Annotated in this window: 12 protein-coding genes; 7 read left to right on the top strand and 5 right to left on the bottom strand. The window is 40.3% G+C overall.

The genetic code is table 11. From position 1 onward, the window contains the following. Positions 1–117: 117 nt before the first annotated feature. A complete protein-coding gene (locus F936_RS10715) occupies positions 118–1,347 on the bottom strand; it encodes a GGDEF domain-containing protein (RefSeq protein WP_005047354.1) in 1,230 nt (409 codons plus the stop codon). A gap of 319 nt (positions 1,348–1,666) precedes the next feature. Here F936_RS10715 and F936_RS10710 point away from each other — a divergent pair, with 319 nt between their 5' ends. Further along, positions 1,667–2,419 carry an iron-containing redox enzyme family protein gene (locus F936_RS10710; RefSeq protein ID WP_003651630.1) on the top strand — a complete coding sequence of 251 codons (753 nt, stop codon included), beginning with the start codon at positions 1,667–1,669 and terminating at the stop codon, positions 2,417–2,419. 48 nt (positions 2,420–2,467) lie between these two features. On the opposite strand, the gene F936_RS10705 is transcribed toward F936_RS10710, so the two are convergent. Further along, the gene (locus F936_RS10705; protein ID WP_005047352.1) at positions 2,468–3,607 is read right to left on the bottom strand and encodes a hypothetical protein; all 1,140 of its coding nucleotides are present in this window, start codon (positions 3,605–3,607) and stop codon (positions 2,468–2,470) included. Positions 3,608–3,763: 156 nt separating this feature from the next. Further along, on the bottom strand, positions 3,764–4,750 hold the full coding sequence (gene lipA, locus F936_RS10700; protein ID WP_005047351.1) for a lipoyl synthase: 987 nt from the start codon (positions 4,748–4,750) through the stop codon (positions 3,764–3,766). Between the two features lie 361 nt (positions 4,751–5,111). Between lipA and F936_RS10695 the strand changes: the two genes are divergently transcribed. Genes F936_RS10695 through F936_RS10670 form a run of 6 tightly spaced genes read left to right on the top strand, consistent with a single transcriptional unit; the run spans position 5,112 to position 11,965 of the window. Further along, entirely contained in the window at positions 5,112–6,074 is a 963-nt protein-coding gene (locus tag F936_RS10695; RefSeq protein ID WP_004642729.1) for a thiamine pyrophosphate-dependent dehydrogenase E1 component subunit alpha, read from the top strand. A 13-nt stretch (positions 6,075–6,087) separates the two neighbouring features. Next, positions 6,088–7,107 (top strand): alpha-ketoacid dehydrogenase subunit beta, encoded by a 1,020-nt coding sequence (locus tag F936_RS10690; protein ID WP_005047350.1) that lies wholly within the window; start codon positions 6,088–6,090, stop codon positions 7,105–7,107. Between the two features lies 1 nt (position 7,108). Next, positions 7,109–8,650: a 2-oxo acid dehydrogenase subunit E2 gene (locus tag F936_RS10685; protein ID WP_005047349.1), complete on the top strand. Its 1,542-nt coding sequence runs from the start codon at positions 7,109–7,111 to the stop codon at positions 8,648–8,650. Positions 8,651–8,660: 10 nt separating this feature from the next. Then, on the top strand, positions 8,661–10,064 hold the full coding sequence (gene lpdA / locus F936_RS10680) for a dihydrolipoyl dehydrogenase (protein WP_005047348.1): 1,404 nt from the start codon (positions 8,661–8,663) through the stop codon (positions 10,062–10,064). A gap of 27 nt (positions 10,065–10,091) precedes the next feature. Then, positions 10,092–10,877, top strand: coding sequence for an acetoin reductase (locus F936_RS10675; RefSeq protein ID WP_005047347.1), 786 nt, complete (start codon positions 10,092–10,094; stop codon positions 10,875–10,877). 29 nt (positions 10,878–10,906) lie between these two features. Continuing rightward, on the top strand, positions 10,907–11,965 hold the full coding sequence (locus F936_RS10670) for a 2,3-butanediol dehydrogenase (RefSeq protein ID WP_004642737.1): 1,059 nt from the start codon (positions 10,907–10,909) through the stop codon (positions 11,963–11,965). Between the two features lie 45 nt (positions 11,966–12,010). Here the strand turns inward: F936_RS10670 and F936_RS10665 are convergent, their stop codons facing one another. Then, complete coding sequence (locus tag F936_RS10665) at positions 12,011–12,922, bottom strand: bestrophin family protein (protein ID WP_005047346.1); 912 nt, start codon at positions 12,920–12,922, stop codon at positions 12,011–12,013. Between the two features lie 69 nt (positions 12,923–12,991). Next, positions 12,992–14,263, bottom strand: a complete 1,272-nt coding sequence (locus F936_RS10660; RefSeq protein ID WP_005047345.1) for a sigma-54 interaction domain-containing protein — start codon at positions 14,261–14,263, stop codon at positions 12,992–12,994. Positions 14,264–14,379 lie beyond the last annotated feature (116 nt).

Genomic DNA, 14,379 nt, shown 5'->3' with positions numbered 1-14,379 from the left:
CACGGATGGAAAAGCTAATTGTTTATTTCGAGTCATTTTAATTGGGAAAGGAGCTATAAAAGAAGCTAAGAGAGATAATAATTAGTCAAAAGTCATTTTGAATAGAAGTCTGACTTTTTAAGTTAAATCTACAATTTGTTCTTCGTTTACAGCAATCTTATATTGATTACGCCCATTGGTTTTTGCTTTATACAAAGCATGGTCAGCACGAGCTACAAAAGCAGAAATTGAATCGTTTAGACGTGGAATTGTGGTTGCGACTCCAACACTAATAGTGACTTGTGGTGAAACATCACTACATGGGTGTTTAATTGCAATTTTATCAATAGCATTCATTAAACGTTCAACTTGGATCAAGGCTTGCTGAGCATTTGTCATTGGGAATAAGAGTAAAAATTCTTCGCCGCCATAACGAGCAACTAAATCACCACTGCGTGCAGCAATAGAAGAAATAGCAATTGCGATTTCTTTTAAGCATTCATCTCCCTTTAGATGTCCTAAAGTGTCGTTGTATGCTTTAAAATAGTCGATATCGACCATCATGATGGTCAGGGGCATTTCATGTCGTAAAGCACGGCGCCATTCATTATCAAGTGTTTCATCTAGATAGCGTCGATTGGCTAAACCGGTGAGTGCATCTTGCTGTGAAAGTAAAGATAATTGCTGTGCTTGCTGCATCAGTTCAATACGATTCAGCTCAATCATGCAGTTTTGTAAATAGTTTTCTCTATGTTGACGGTCAGTTGCATAGGCGAGGGTCATTCCTAAAAAACTACTGAAGGTGTAAGTCCGGTTCAAGAAGGTCCAGTCGATCACCCCATTTAAGTAATTACTTATCAAAATTCCAACAAGCCCGCCCATCCATCCAGAAAATATGGCCGTATAAAAGCGCATACCTACCGCACCATAGATAATCACAATCGCATACATCATCGCTGCATGAAAAAGAACATTATCTTGGCCATTTTCAATGACGTTAATTAAAATAAAAGTGATTGCCACAGCTAAAGCTGAACCGACTCCTACATAATAATCAAAATACTGATTTAATTTTTTAATAAATGATAAAATCCAGGCGATAAGAATGATTATGCCTACCCATGAATAATAGCTAAACCAGGGTAAAACTTGCTCAGTTGGTAAAACTTGATATATACCAAAGCTTAAAAATATATATAATATTAAAATAATAGGCGCTCTATAGCGGAACTCATAGGCAGCACCATTTTGGTATTGAAAACGATAAATCGTTTCAAGCTGCTTTGGAAACCATACGAAATTTAATCCTCGTGTGGTTAATAAATCTATTTGTTCCTGTCCCAATATATTGGAACCCTGCAACTTCATAATTAATGCTCACTATATTGGAAGTTGTCATAAAATGAGACTTATTTTAGTAAAGTTCCATCTAAAAATATTGATTATATAATGTGTGATTTATTCAAAATAATAATACAGTTTTTTTAAAAAAGTAATGATTTTTATCTAAGTTAAATGTGATAAAAATCACGACATTTCAATGATTAGCGTAACAATTATCTAAAGATTCACAATCCATCGAAAAAAGTTACAAATGGTCGATTAACGATTGTATCTTTATCATTTTCGGATAGACTTATACCGTGAAATACAGATGATTGCTGTCATATAAATAGGAAAATTAGCAATGACTGCTCTAAATCAATATGGAATGCATTTAGAAATTACACCGCATAATGGATGGTCACAGCAGTTCTGGGATGACCTGCTACCAGCGAAAGAACGGGTGAGTAAACATCCGTTTTTTTCGGAAATGGCCAATGGGGGATTGAGCCTAGATAGTTTCCGTTATGCTTTACTTAATTTCTATCCATTAGTCGCGCATTTCCCGTCATATATGGCAGGGGCGTTAGGCAAAGCAACGGGGTTTTCTGAACCTGGCGTTACAGAAGCACGAGATTGGTTAATCCAGAATATTAAGGTAGAAGAGCGACACTTAAAATGGTATCGCGACTGGGCTGGAGGTTTTGGCTTAACTGTTGATGAGCTTGATCATGTACGACCGCCAGCTGCGATGAATGCGGTGAACCATTTCTTATGGAATATGAGTCATCGTGGTAATTTAGCAGAATGCCTTGCTGCAACAAATCTGGCAATTGAGTGGGCAACTGGGGATTGGTCGATTCAGGTCTATAAGGGTATTCATACCTATACTGATCATCCTGAAGTAACGATTGATAAACGTTCTTTAGCTTGGTTGCGTGCGCATGCTCACTATGATGATCTTCATCCTTATGAAGCCATGGAGCTGATTAAGCGTTTATGTAATGATCGTCCCGACTGGCAGCAAAAAGCATTTCATGCCGCGGAAGAAGGGCTGCGGTATTATGAGTTAGCTTTAGACGATTGCTATAAGGTACAGCTTCAAGCCTCTGCTTGATCTTATCTTAAAAAGGGAGGATATCGTATGGATATTCTCCCTTTTATTTTATTCGAGTAGTTTTAACAGTTTGGTTCGATAAGGCGTGTCTTCAGGCAATAATTCAAGCAAACGCTCAACTGCGTCTACACGGTCAGGTACACGACTGACGACTCGTAATAATTGATCAACATCTTCAATCTGATAAATCACATGACTTAAGCGAGCATCAAAACAATCTCTCCATGCACACAAAAATGGACTTTCCGATTTAGCTAAAAAACTCCCTCTGTAAAGCGTTAATGTTGTCGATGTGAAGCCTAAATTTAATGCTTGTTCTGCCATTAAAAAATCACATTGAATTTCACAGTTAAGTCTGTAAGGGCGAGACTCGATCACATCGGGAATTAAGTTTCTGAGTTGAGAAAGTTCTGCTTTTAAAGTGGTGGTACTTACTGGCCGATCACCATATAACGCATAGTGAAGCTCTTCAAGATTAATACCTTCAGGGCACAGTGTCAGAATGCACAGAATCTCAATTTGACGTTGAGTTAAAGTAAGGCTGCGTTGGTTATATTGAACTTTTGGAGTTCCAAAGGCCTTAATGTATAAAATATTCTTCTGGTGAAGCTGAATTGCTTGTTTAACAATGTCCGCACATCTCTCAACGGCTAAAATACCTAACGAGTTATGCTTTTGATATTTAGTCGATAAATTCATAATCCCATAAAACTGGCCTGTGTTTGCATCGGTAATCGGCGCTGCATAGCAGACCCAATCTCTTACACTATTCATTTGGTTTTCGTGTGAGTAAACGCAGTTAGCTGAATGAGTATTTAATGCTAAACCAATTGCATTTTGCCCCACTGCTTGAGTAGACCACTGACCCCCTTCAACAAAATGAACTTGCTCTGCCGAAGAGCGCATAGGATGACTGCTCCATGTCCAAAGTAGGGTGCCATGTGGGTCGGTCACACCGATTGCCATATCGGCATCTTCGGCAATATGCATTAAGTTTCGGTGACACTCATGAATAGAACGCCCGAATAATGAATGTTCCCATTCTTCACTTAGGTCAAATATAGGAGCTGCTTCAAGGTCAAGTGATGGCTTTTTTCCTAATTGTTGAGAATGAGATGACTTTTCCGGCCGAAATAAGGGGGGAGTATTATTTATAAAAGGCGATGATAATTGTTCTGACATATCCATATCGAAATTCCTTTATCATTGAAATGGCGTATCCGTAGCCGCTCAACCGTTATAACTTTTTTATTGTGACTATTTCCTCGTTATCTCCTTACCTTAAATACTTTTATAAGTCTTGACCATTAGCCTATTGGATAAGTTTTGTTAATTACATGATCCTTAAGATAAGACATCTTTTCGACTAAAAGGCTTTGGTACTTCTTCTCCAAAATATTGTCGGTCAGCAAAGTAGCTTGAACGGACCATAGGAGCACTCCAGATATTTTTAAAACCTAGCCGTTTGCCATGTCGCGTATATCTTTCAAATTCTTGTAAATTTACAAATCGATGAATGGGTGCATGTGACTTTGAAGGCTGCAAGTACTGTCCAATGGTAATAAGGTCTACTTGATAATCTTTTAAGTCGTTCAGTAGGGCAAGTACTTCTGCTTCAATTTCTCCTAATCCAACCATTAAACCAGATTTGGTTTTGATATCGGGACAATATGCTTTAAAGCGTTTTAGTAGTTCCAATGAATGTTGATAGTCTGAGCCTGGACGCATTGCCTTATATAAACGAGGAACAGTTTCGATATTGTGATTAAAAACATCGGGAGGAGATAAGCTCAAAGTCGAAAGAGCTGTCTCCAAACGACCGCGAAAATCGGGTACCAAAATTTCAATCAAAGTTTCTGGACAGCGTTTTCTGATCTCTTCAATGCATTTTACAAAATGTGCAGCGCCCCCATCGTGTAGATCATCACGGTCTACAGAGGTAATCACTACATATTTTAAGTTTAGGTTTGCGACCGTTTCTGCCAAATGTTTAGGTTCATCTTCGTCTAGGGGTTTTGGGCGACCATGAGCGACATCACAAAAAGGGCAACGTCTGGTGCAGATATCACCCATAATCATAAACGTTGCTGTACCTCCACCAAAGCATTCCGGTAAATTCGGACATGCCGCTTCTTCGCAAACGCTATGTAACTTTTGCTGACGTAAAAGGTTTTTTATACGTTTAATTTCTTCAAAATCTGTAATTTTTGCTCTAATCCACTCAGGTTTAGTTGGCAACTCTTCTGTTGGTAAAACCTTAATTGGAATACGGGCGACTTTATCAGCTCCCCGTAATTTAACACCAGTTTCCACTTGTCTTTTAAAATCCATATTAATAATTCCATTTTATTTAAAACTTACTTAAACTCCTGCCTATTTAATTTAAAGACTAATTTAAATTTCCTTAATAAGTCACAATTAATTATAAACACAGGGTGTGGCGAGTATTATAAAATAACAAAGGTTGGTTAAAGGTTTGTTTTGCAAGCCAATGAAAATTATAAAAATTTTTTAAATTTATTTTGAGTTGTTAAGTTTTTGAAATTAATAATTTAATTGAAAATATTTTAAATAAAAACTTTTTAGTCTAATAGATCAATTATTGAATTTAAGTTTAAGTATTTATAGCGAACTAGAATTTTCGCTTGAAACTTGGTTGATTTTTGAAATCAAGATAATAAAGGAAAAGGATATGCAATTAACGGAAGAGCAATTACTCGCAGCATATAAAAGCATGCGTGATATTCGTGAATTTGAAGATCGACTTCACGAAGAAAATACCAATGGTGATATTCCCGGCTTTATTCACTTATATAGTGGTGAAGAGGCTGTAGCAGTCGGTATTTGTGAGAATTTAACAGATAAAGACTACATCACTTCAACCCATCGTGGCCATGGACACTGTATTGCAAAAGGCTGTGACATTCACGGCATGATGCTGGAAATTTTCGGTAAAGATGATGGGCTGTGCCGAGGAAAAGGCGGCTCTATGCATATTGCCGATTTAGACAAAGGCATGCTTGGCGCCAACGGGATTGTGGGTGGTGGACCTCCTTTGGCAATTGGTGCTGCGCTAACAGCTAAAACATTAAAGACAGGCGGTGTTGGGCTTTCTTTTACAGGTGATGGTGGTTCAAATCAGGGCCTTACTTTCGAAGCGATGAACATGGCTGTCGTACTTAAACTTCCTGTGATTTTTGTCTTTGAGAATAATGGGTTTGGTGAGGGTACAGGTCATGACTACGCGGTAGGAAGTAAAGACATTGCTGGGCGTGCAGCAGGTTTTGGTTTGCCGGCAGTTAAAGTCGATGGTACTGATTTCTTTGCTGTATATGAAGCGGCTCAAACTGCCATTGAACGTGCACGCCGTGGTGAAGGGCCAAGTGTTATTGAAACGATTACTAACCGTTTTTATGGACATTTTGAAGGTGACCCAGGGCTCATTCGCTCAAAAGAGGAAGTCGACTTTGTTAAAGAAAATAAAGACCCTTTGAAAATTTTCCGAGAAAAAGTTAAAGGCAAAATTGATGAAGCTAAATTAGACGAGATTGATGCAGTGTCTAAGGCAAACGTTGATGATGCAGTTGCTAAAGCTCGTGCTGCGGCATATCCAAAACCAGAACAACTCCTTACCGACGTCTATGTCTCTTACTAAAGGAATAGTAAAGATGCCAAATAAAAGTTTTCGTAATGCAATTAAAGAAGCCATTGAATCAGAAATGCGCCGTGACCCAACTGTGTTTGTTGTAGGGGAAGATGTACGCGGTGGACATGGCGGTAAAAATACCGAAGATAACCAGCTTGAAGGTTTCGGTGGTGTGCTGGGTGTAACTAAAGGTTTGTGGACAGAATTTGGTTCGGAACGTGTCATTGATACGCCAATTACTGAATCTGCAATTATTGGTATGGCGGCTGGTGCTGCTGCAACTGGTTTACGTCCTGTTGCCGATCTAATGTTTATGGATTTTTATGGCGTGTGTCATGACATGCTCTATAACCAAGCTGCAAAATTCCGTTATATGTTCGGTGGTAAAGCAAAAGCGCCAATGGTTGTTCGCGGTATGATTGGTGCTGGTTTTTCTGCAGCAGCTCAACACTCTCAGTCACCATATAACGTATTCGCTGCGGTTCCGGGCTTAAAAGTTGTGGTTCCATCTAGCCCATATGATGTGAAAGGACTTTTAATTCAAGCAATTCGAGATGACGACCCTGTCGTGTTCTGTGAGCACAAAATGCTCTATGACATTAAAGGTGATGTTCCTGATGAAGCCTATACCATTCCTTTTGGGGTAGCGAATTACACCCGAGAAGGTACGGACGTGACCATTATTGCTTTAGGTTTGATGGTACACCGCGCTAATGAAGTAGCAGATAAGCTAGCAAAAGATGGTATTTCGGTTGAAGTAGTAGACCCTCGAACAATTTCGCCTCTTGATGAAGAAGGAATTTTAGAGTCTGTGGCATCAACTGGGCGTGTTGTGATTGTGGATGAGTCAGCGGCACGCTGTGGTTTTGGTCATGATGTTGCTGCATTGGTGGCACAGAAAGGTTTCCATTATTTAAAAGCACCTGTTGAACTCGTAACGCCACCACATACGCCTGTTCCATTCTCTCCAGTTTTAGAAAAAGAATGGATTCCAAGTGTAGAGCGTATTGAGCAAGCTGTGCGAAAAACATTGGAGGCTTAGGATGAGCGAAATTAAAACGCTGGAGATCCCGAAATGGGGATTATCCATGGAAGAAGGCACGATTGCCCAATGGCTGATTAAAGAAGGCGATAGCTTTAATAAGGGCGATGAAATTTGTGAAATTGAAACCACGAAAATCGTCAATGTATTAGAAGCACCTTTTGCGGGAACACTCCGTAAAATCTTAGCAAAAGACGGTGATACTTTACCTGTAGGTGGTCTTATTGCTGTGTGTGCTGAAAGCCAAGTTTCTGATGCTGAAATTGAGAAGTTTATTGCATCATTGGGTGGTGCGGCAGCTAAAGCACCTGAAACATCTTCAGAACAAAGTAAAGCGGAAACATCTGTACCTGCTGTTGTTGAAAAAGCGGAACAACCAATGACTGTAGCAACTAGTGCTTCGGTTCCATTAAAAGCTACTAAAGGTGATTACGCTGTACCCGAGTCATTACAAGGCTATCAAGCATCTAATGAGCTTTTTGCAACCCCGCATGCCTTGAGACTTGCTGAAAAGCATAATGTTAATTTGGCAAAAGTGACGGGTTCTGGTCGTGAAGGACGTATTAGTGTTCAAGACATTCAAAAAGGTGTGCAAGCTGCTGGAGGCCAGTGGCCTGATGTTAAACAGCAACATCAAGCTAAAGTGGTTAAGTCAACTGCCGATGATAGCCAAGTTCTAGCAACACCTGTTGCACACCGTTTGGCAAGACAATGGGGCATTAACCTTAATGACTGCCGTGTTTCAGGTACCCGAGGCCGCGTTTGCAAAGAAGATGTTGAAGCGGTTTACAACCGTAATAACCCAACGGCGGGAAGTGAACAGTCTACACAATGTGCTGTTGCTCAACCACAATCGACAATTACGACTGTCGCAATGAATGGTATGCGTAAAGCGATTGCCTCACGCTTGCAAGCGGCAAAACGTAATGCGCCACATTTCCGTCTTGTAGTCGATCTAAACGTGGAAGCACTTCAAAATTTACGTAAGCAGATTAATGAGACTGTTCCACAGGTGAAACTTTCTATTAATGACATGCTCATTAAAGCCGCCGCAGCAGCACTCATTAAAGTACCTGAAGTGAATGTTCAATTTGATGAAGCCACACAGTCGATTCTGCAATTTTCACAAGCAGATATTTCGGTGGCTGTGGCGATTCCAAACGGTTTAATCACACCAATCGTGAAAGCCGCTAATCAGAAGTCTTTAGCACAGATTTCCGATGACATGCGTGATTTGGCAACGCGTGCCAAGACTGGCAAGTTACAACCTGATGAATTTCAGGGAGGCAGCTTTAGCATTTCAAATTTAGGAATGCTAGGCGTTAAACAGTTCGATGCCATTATTAATCCACCGCAAGGCGCAATTATGGCATTGGGTACTTCAGAACCACGTGCTGTCGTTGAAAATGGAAATGTAGTGGTTCGTGAGATTGTCACAGCGACATTGTCATGTGATCACCGAGTCATTGATGGTGCAGTTGGGGCGAAATTCTTGGCCAGCTTTAAGCAGTTTGTTGAAAACCCTGCTTTAATTTTGGTGTAGGAGAACCCGCATGTCAGAAACTCAATTCGATTTGATTGTGATTGGTGCGGGACCGGGTGGATATGTGGCTGCAATTCGTGCAGCCCAGCTCGGGCTAAAAACCGCAATTGTAGAAGAGCAGCATTTGGGCGGAATATGCCTGAATTGGGGGTGTATTCCAACCAAAGCTCTATTGGCTGGCGCAGAGTTGGCAACTCAATTTAAAAATGCAGCACAGTTTGGTTTTCAGGTATCTCAACTCGATTTTGATATTCAAAAGCTTGTGCAACATAGCCGACAAGTGTCAGCACAGTTGGTAGAGGGCATTGATTACTTGCTAAAAAAGAATCAAGTGACTGTGTTTAATGGTCGGGCTCAACTTACAGCGAAAGAAAAACTTGAAGTGACAGATACTCAAGGTAATAGTCAGGCTTTGAGCGCCCCACATATTATTTTGGCAACTGGAGCTAAAGCTCGACATGTTCCTCAGCTTCTTGTCGATGGAACATATGTCTGGAGCTATAAAGAAGCGCTTATTCCAGAAGAACTGCCAAAAAGTTTACTCGTCGTTGGTTCGGGTGCAATTGGTAGTGAGTTTGCCAGCCTCTATCAAGACTTGGGGTGTCAGGTCACGCTTATTGATTTAGCTAAGCAGATTCTACCGACCGAAGATGCAGAAGTTGCTCAATACGTTAGAAAACAATTTGAACAAAAAGGAATGAAGGTCCTAACGGATGCTGTTGTTCAAAGTATTCAAATTGAAAATGGGCAAGTTCACTGTGTAATTGAAACGGCAAATGATGTTCAAACAGTCGTTTTTGATCGTGTGCTTTCGGCAATTGGTGTACAGCCTAATACTGCGGGACTAGGACTGGAATGTTTAGGCGTAGAACTGAACCCGCAAGGTTTTGTGGCAATTGACGATTATTGTAAAACCAACGTAGTAGGGCTTTATGCCATTGGTGATGTTGCTGGAGCACCGTGTCTTGCCCATAAAGCAAGCCATGAAGCAATGATATGTGTCGAAAAAATTGCTGGCGTAGCAAACGTGCATTCACTCGACCGTAGCCAAATTCCAGGTTGTATTTTCACTCATCCACAAGTGGCTAGCATTGGTCTGACAGAAAGTGCAGCAAAAGCTCAGAACTTACCCGTACGAATCGGCAAGTTTTCTTTAACTGCGAATGGCAAAGCTTTAGCAATTGGAGATGCGTCAGGTTTCGTTAAAACTATCATACATGCAGAAACGGGTGAATTACTTGGTGCACACATGGTGGGCCATGAAGTGACCGAGCAAATTCAAGGTTTCGCCATTGCTAAATATCTAGAAGCGACTGATGAAAGTCTAGCTCAAGTCATTTTCCCACATCCAACATTATCAGAAGCCATGCATGAATCCATTTTGGCTTCAATGCAACGTGCAATTCATATGTAGAAATTCTACATTTACAGGAGTTGAAGAATGATTAAGGGATTAAAAGATAGGGTCGCTTTAGTGACAGGGGCAGCTCAAGGCATTGGCCGTGGGATTGCCCTGCGCTTGGCACAAGAGGGTGTACACATTGCATTGGTCGATACGAAACAAGATCGACTCAATGCTGTACAGCAAGAGATTCAAGCTCTAGGCGTAAATGCCAGTACGTTTATTGCCGATGTCAGTGACCACGAACAAGTGTATGCCGCTATAAATCATGCTGAACAGACGCTTGGTGGCTTTGACATCATGATTAATAATGCTGGAATTGCTCAGGTTCAGGCTATTGCTGATACGACACCTGATGAATTTCACAAAATCGTTGATATCAATATTGGCGGTGTACTGTGGGGCATACAGGCTGCTGCTGCAAAATTTAAGCAACGCCAACATAAAGGTAAAATCATTAATGCTTGCTCAATTGCAGGCCACGACGGGTTTGCTTTGCTAGGTGTTTATTCTGCTACCAAGTTTGCAGTGCGTGCGCTTACCCAAGCCGCCGCAAAAGAATATGCCAGTCATGGTATTACGGTAACCGGATATTGTCCCGGAATTGTTGGAACCGACATGTGGGTTGAAATCGATAAACGGTTTGCTGAAATTACCGGTGCGGCTATAGGTGAAACTTATAAAAAATATGTAGAAGGCATTGCTTTAGGTAGAGCCCAAACGCCAGAGGATGTAGCTGCATTAGTTGCTTTTTTAGCAAGTGAAGATTCAGATTACATTACGGGTCAATCTATTTTAACGGACGGCGGAATTGTCTATCGTTAAAACAACATCCTGATTTGAGGGAGATAATAATGAAAGCAGCGCGTTTTTATGACAGAGGCGATATCCGTATTGAGGATATCCCAGAACCAGAAGTCACTCCCGGCACTGTAGGCATTAAGGTTGCTTGGTGTGGAATTTGTGGTACAGATTTGCATGAATTTATGGAAGGACCGATTTTTATTCCACCGTGTGGACATCCGCATCCTATTTCAGGTGAATCTGCGCCGATTACGATGGGACATGAGTTTTCTGGTGTTGTCTATGCCGTAGGTGAAGGTGTTGATGATATTGAAGTCGGTCAACATGTGGTCGTAGAGCCTTATATTGTGGGCGAGGATGTTCCGACTGGACCGGGAGATAATTATCATCTTTCCAAAAATATGAACTTTATTGGTTTAGGTGGTCGTGGAGGCGGTTTGTCGGAAAAAATTGCGGTTAAGCGTCGTTGGGTACACCCAATCTCTAATAAAATTCCACTTGATCAAGCTGCATTGATTGAACCGTTATCGGTTGGTCATCATGCTTATGTCCGCAGTGGCGCGAAGGCTGGTGATATTGCTCTGGTTGGTGGTGCAGGGCCAATTGGTTTATTACTTTCGGCAATTTTAAAGGCCAAAGGACTTACCGTCATCATTACCGAGCTGAGTGCAAAACGTAAAGAAAAAGCCAAAGAGTCGGGAGTCGCAGATTATATTTTAGATCCATCAGAAGTTGATGTGGTTTCTGAGGTCATGAAAATCACCAATGGTGATGGCGTCGATGTTGCATTTGAATGTAGTAGCGTTAACAAAGTTTTAGATACTTTGGTTGCGGCAGTGAAACCAACAGGCGTTATTGTTATTGTTTCGATCTGGAGCCATCCAGCATCAATTAATGTGCATAGTGTGGTGATGAAAGAGCTTGATGTGCGAGGAACAATTGCCTACGTCAATGACCATCAGGAAACCATTAAGCTAGTCGAAGAAGGTAAAATAAATCTGGAACCTTTTATTACCCAGCGTATTCAGCTTGATGATTTGATTTCACAAGGTTTTGAAACCTTAATTCATAACAATGAGTCCGCCGTTAAGATTATCGTACAACCATAAATAAACCTTTAAATCTAAAAAAGAGCGATAATTCGCTCTTTTTTATTAAAGTAAATTGTTATTTTGGGCTTCAATAATAGGGGGTAATGGCTGCCCTAAAGAACTTAACGACTCTCGTTCAATCAAACGAACAATTGAATCAAGCGGTAAATCATTTTCTTGTAAACCAAAAGGTTCTTCAATTTGGGCACTTAAGGCATCTAACCCTAAAAACATGTAGGCAATTAAGCCAACAATAAGTGGTGTCCAAATACCTAAAGCTGCTTCAAGACTAAAAGGCAATATGAAACAGAAACAGTAAACAGCGCGATGTAAAAGTACTGAATATGAATAGGGCAAAGGTGTACCAGCAATTCGGTCACAACCTGCTTGAATATTACCTAGCTCAACAATATGACGCGTCAATGTGCTGTAGATAATGTCACTAATTTCGCCATCTTTTAACGCTTTGACCAAATCTTTTTGAATATTTTCGAGTACAAACTGAGGCGCGTTAATATGCTCATTTAAATAATCGAGTGAAGAGTTATTTAAATAGGCATGTTCAAGAAATTTCGTCGGCTCTGCTGTTTGTTGGCGCAAACGGTCGCGCAATAAATTACTAAAAATTAAGACTTGATGAATTAAATTTTCACGTTGTTCATTGGATAGAACATGACTATCTCTGACAATATGCCTTGCATTTGCAATTAAAGCGCCCCATAACTTGCGTCCTTCCCACCAACGGTCATAACACGCGTTATTTCTAAAACCGGTACAAATTGAAAGAATAACGCCAAAGATGGTAAATCCAATTGCGGGTACGGTAGGAATTTGAATCCAATGATAATAAGAAAGCCAGACTACACTGGCTGAAATAAGAACAACAAAAATTAGCGCGGGTAAAACCTTGGGTAGAACTGTTCCTTTCCATGCAAATAAGAGTTTAAAAACGCTGCTTTTATCGCGAACAATCATAGAAAGCCTTTGAACTAACGGACCTAACCAAGTGCAGTATGATACGCCTTAGATCAGATAAATACTTACCTAAAGCTTATGTTTTTGTCTATATCGCCAAAGCGTAGTGCGGCTAATTCCAAAAATGTTAGCCACCATATTCAGGTTGTGATTATATTTTTCTAAAGCTGCTTGCACATTTTCAGGATTAAGTTCCGTATTTGCTTCGGGTAATTTAACGTAATCATCCGCATTTAAGAGCTCATTCGGTAAGTCTTCGACTTCAATTTCATCTTTACCATTTGCCATTGTTAAAGCATAAAGCAATGTGTTTTTAAGCTCGCGAACATTCCCCGGCCAATCATAGTTAAGCAAAACTTGCATGGCTTTTTGATTGACTTGATGAGGCATTGTGTCCAGTTGCGTGGAGCTTTCTTTTAAAATCTGATCGACAATAAGTGGAATATCGACTTTACGTTCCCTAAGAGGTGGTATAAAAATTGGAATCACGCGTAAACGATAGAGTAGATCGTGGCGGAAACGCCCAGCCTTAGCTTCCTCACGTAAAGCTTTGTGCGTTGCTGTAATAATGCGCACATTGGCCTGAATAGGTTTTTCACCACCGACCGGTGTAAATTCACCTGTCTCTAGTATCCGTAATAATTTAGCTTGTAGCTCTAAAGGGATCTCGGCAATTTCATCAAGAAAAAGGGTTCCGCCCGCGGCACGTTCAAACACGCCTTTATGATCGCGAATTGCTCCAGTAAAAGCGCCTTTAACATGCCCGAAGAGTTCGCTTTCTAGAATATTGGCATTTAGAGCAGCACAGTTAATGGCAACAAAGATCTTATTTTTACGTTGGCTATAATCATGAATAGCCTTTGCCACGAGTTCTTTACCACTACCAGATTCGCCTCGGACGAGTACTGGAAACTCAGTAATTGCCACCCTTTGAATAATTGAAAACATACGGGCCATTTCTGGTGAACAACTATTGAAAACTTTAGCCAAGTCTTGCAATTGTTCTGTTAGCTCTACTTGATCAGCAATATCATTCTCTATGCTAACGGGCTGTAGAATATGCAATTTTCCGATAATGCGATGCTCTGCGATGTAAATATCATTTTCCTGATAGATAAATCGCTTTTTAATTTTATGCGTATTAATTTCAAGATATTGATTGTGATGATCTTGAGTCAGAGCTGCCATACTCTCGACAGAAATATTATCTGTATTAAATTTATAGTGAATTGCTTGAGTCGTTATATCTGCTAAAAACAGACTAGCACTTGGGAATAAAGCCTTTAATTGTTCAAATAGAATAAAAAAATCTTGTTCTGACTCAAAATTTAACTTTGCCATTGTCTGTGTTTCACAATCGTTTCATTGAAACATACTTGAGTTTCAAAGGAACATCAAGCTGAATTTATTTTATAACTTTAATTTTACTTATTGTTTTAAATATTTGATTTTTATAT

The organism is Acinetobacter calcoaceticus DSM 30006 = CIP 81.8 (assembly GCF_000368965.1).
Taxonomy (GTDB): Bacteria; Pseudomonadota; Gammaproteobacteria; order Pseudomonadales; family Moraxellaceae; genus Acinetobacter; species Acinetobacter calcoaceticus.
This window is presented reverse-complemented; position numbering and strand designations above follow the sequence as displayed.

Bases quoted from the DNA above. Each gene is read 5' to 3' on its own strand.
- F936_RS10695 (WP_004642729.1), top strand. From the start codon at position 5,112: ATGCAATTAACGGAAGAGCAATTACTCGCAGCATATAAAAGCATGCGT.
- F936_RS10665 (WP_005047346.1), bottom strand. From the start codon at position 12,922: ATGATTGTTCGCGATAAAAGCAGCGTTTTTAAACTCTTATTTGCATGG.
- F936_RS10670 (WP_004642737.1), top strand. From the start codon at position 10,907: ATGAAAGCAGCGCGTTTTTATGACAGAGGCGATATCCGTATTGAGGAT.
- F936_RS10690 (WP_005047350.1), top strand. From the start codon at position 6,088: ATGCCAAATAAAAGTTTTCGTAATGCAATTAAAGAAGCCATTGAATCA.
- F936_RS10675 (WP_005047347.1), top strand. From the start codon at position 10,092: ATGATTAAGGGATTAAAAGATAGGGTCGCTTTAGTGACAGGGGCAGCT.
- F936_RS10685 (WP_005047349.1), top strand. From the start codon at position 7,109: ATGAGCGAAATTAAAACGCTGGAGATCCCGAAATGGGGATTATCCATG.
- lpdA (WP_005047348.1), top strand. From the start codon at position 8,661: ATGTCAGAAACTCAATTCGATTTGATTGTGATTGGTGCGGGACCGGGT.
- lipA (WP_005047351.1), bottom strand. From the start codon at position 4,750: ATGGATTTTAAAAGACAAGTGGAAACTGGTGTTAAATTACGGGGAGCT.
- F936_RS10660 (WP_005047345.1), bottom strand. From the start codon at position 14,263: ATGGCAAAGTTAAATTTTGAGTCAGAACAAGATTTTTTTATTCTATTT.
- F936_RS10710 (WP_003651630.1), top strand. From the start codon at position 1,667: ATGACTGCTCTAAATCAATATGGAATGCATTTAGAAATTACACCGCAT.
- F936_RS10705 (WP_005047352.1), bottom strand. From the start codon at position 3,607: ATGGATATGTCAGAACAATTATCATCGCCTTTTATAAATAATACTCCC.
- F936_RS10715 (WP_005047354.1), bottom strand. From the start codon at position 1,347: ATGAAGTTGCAGGGTTCCAATATATTGGGACAGGAACAAATAGATTTA.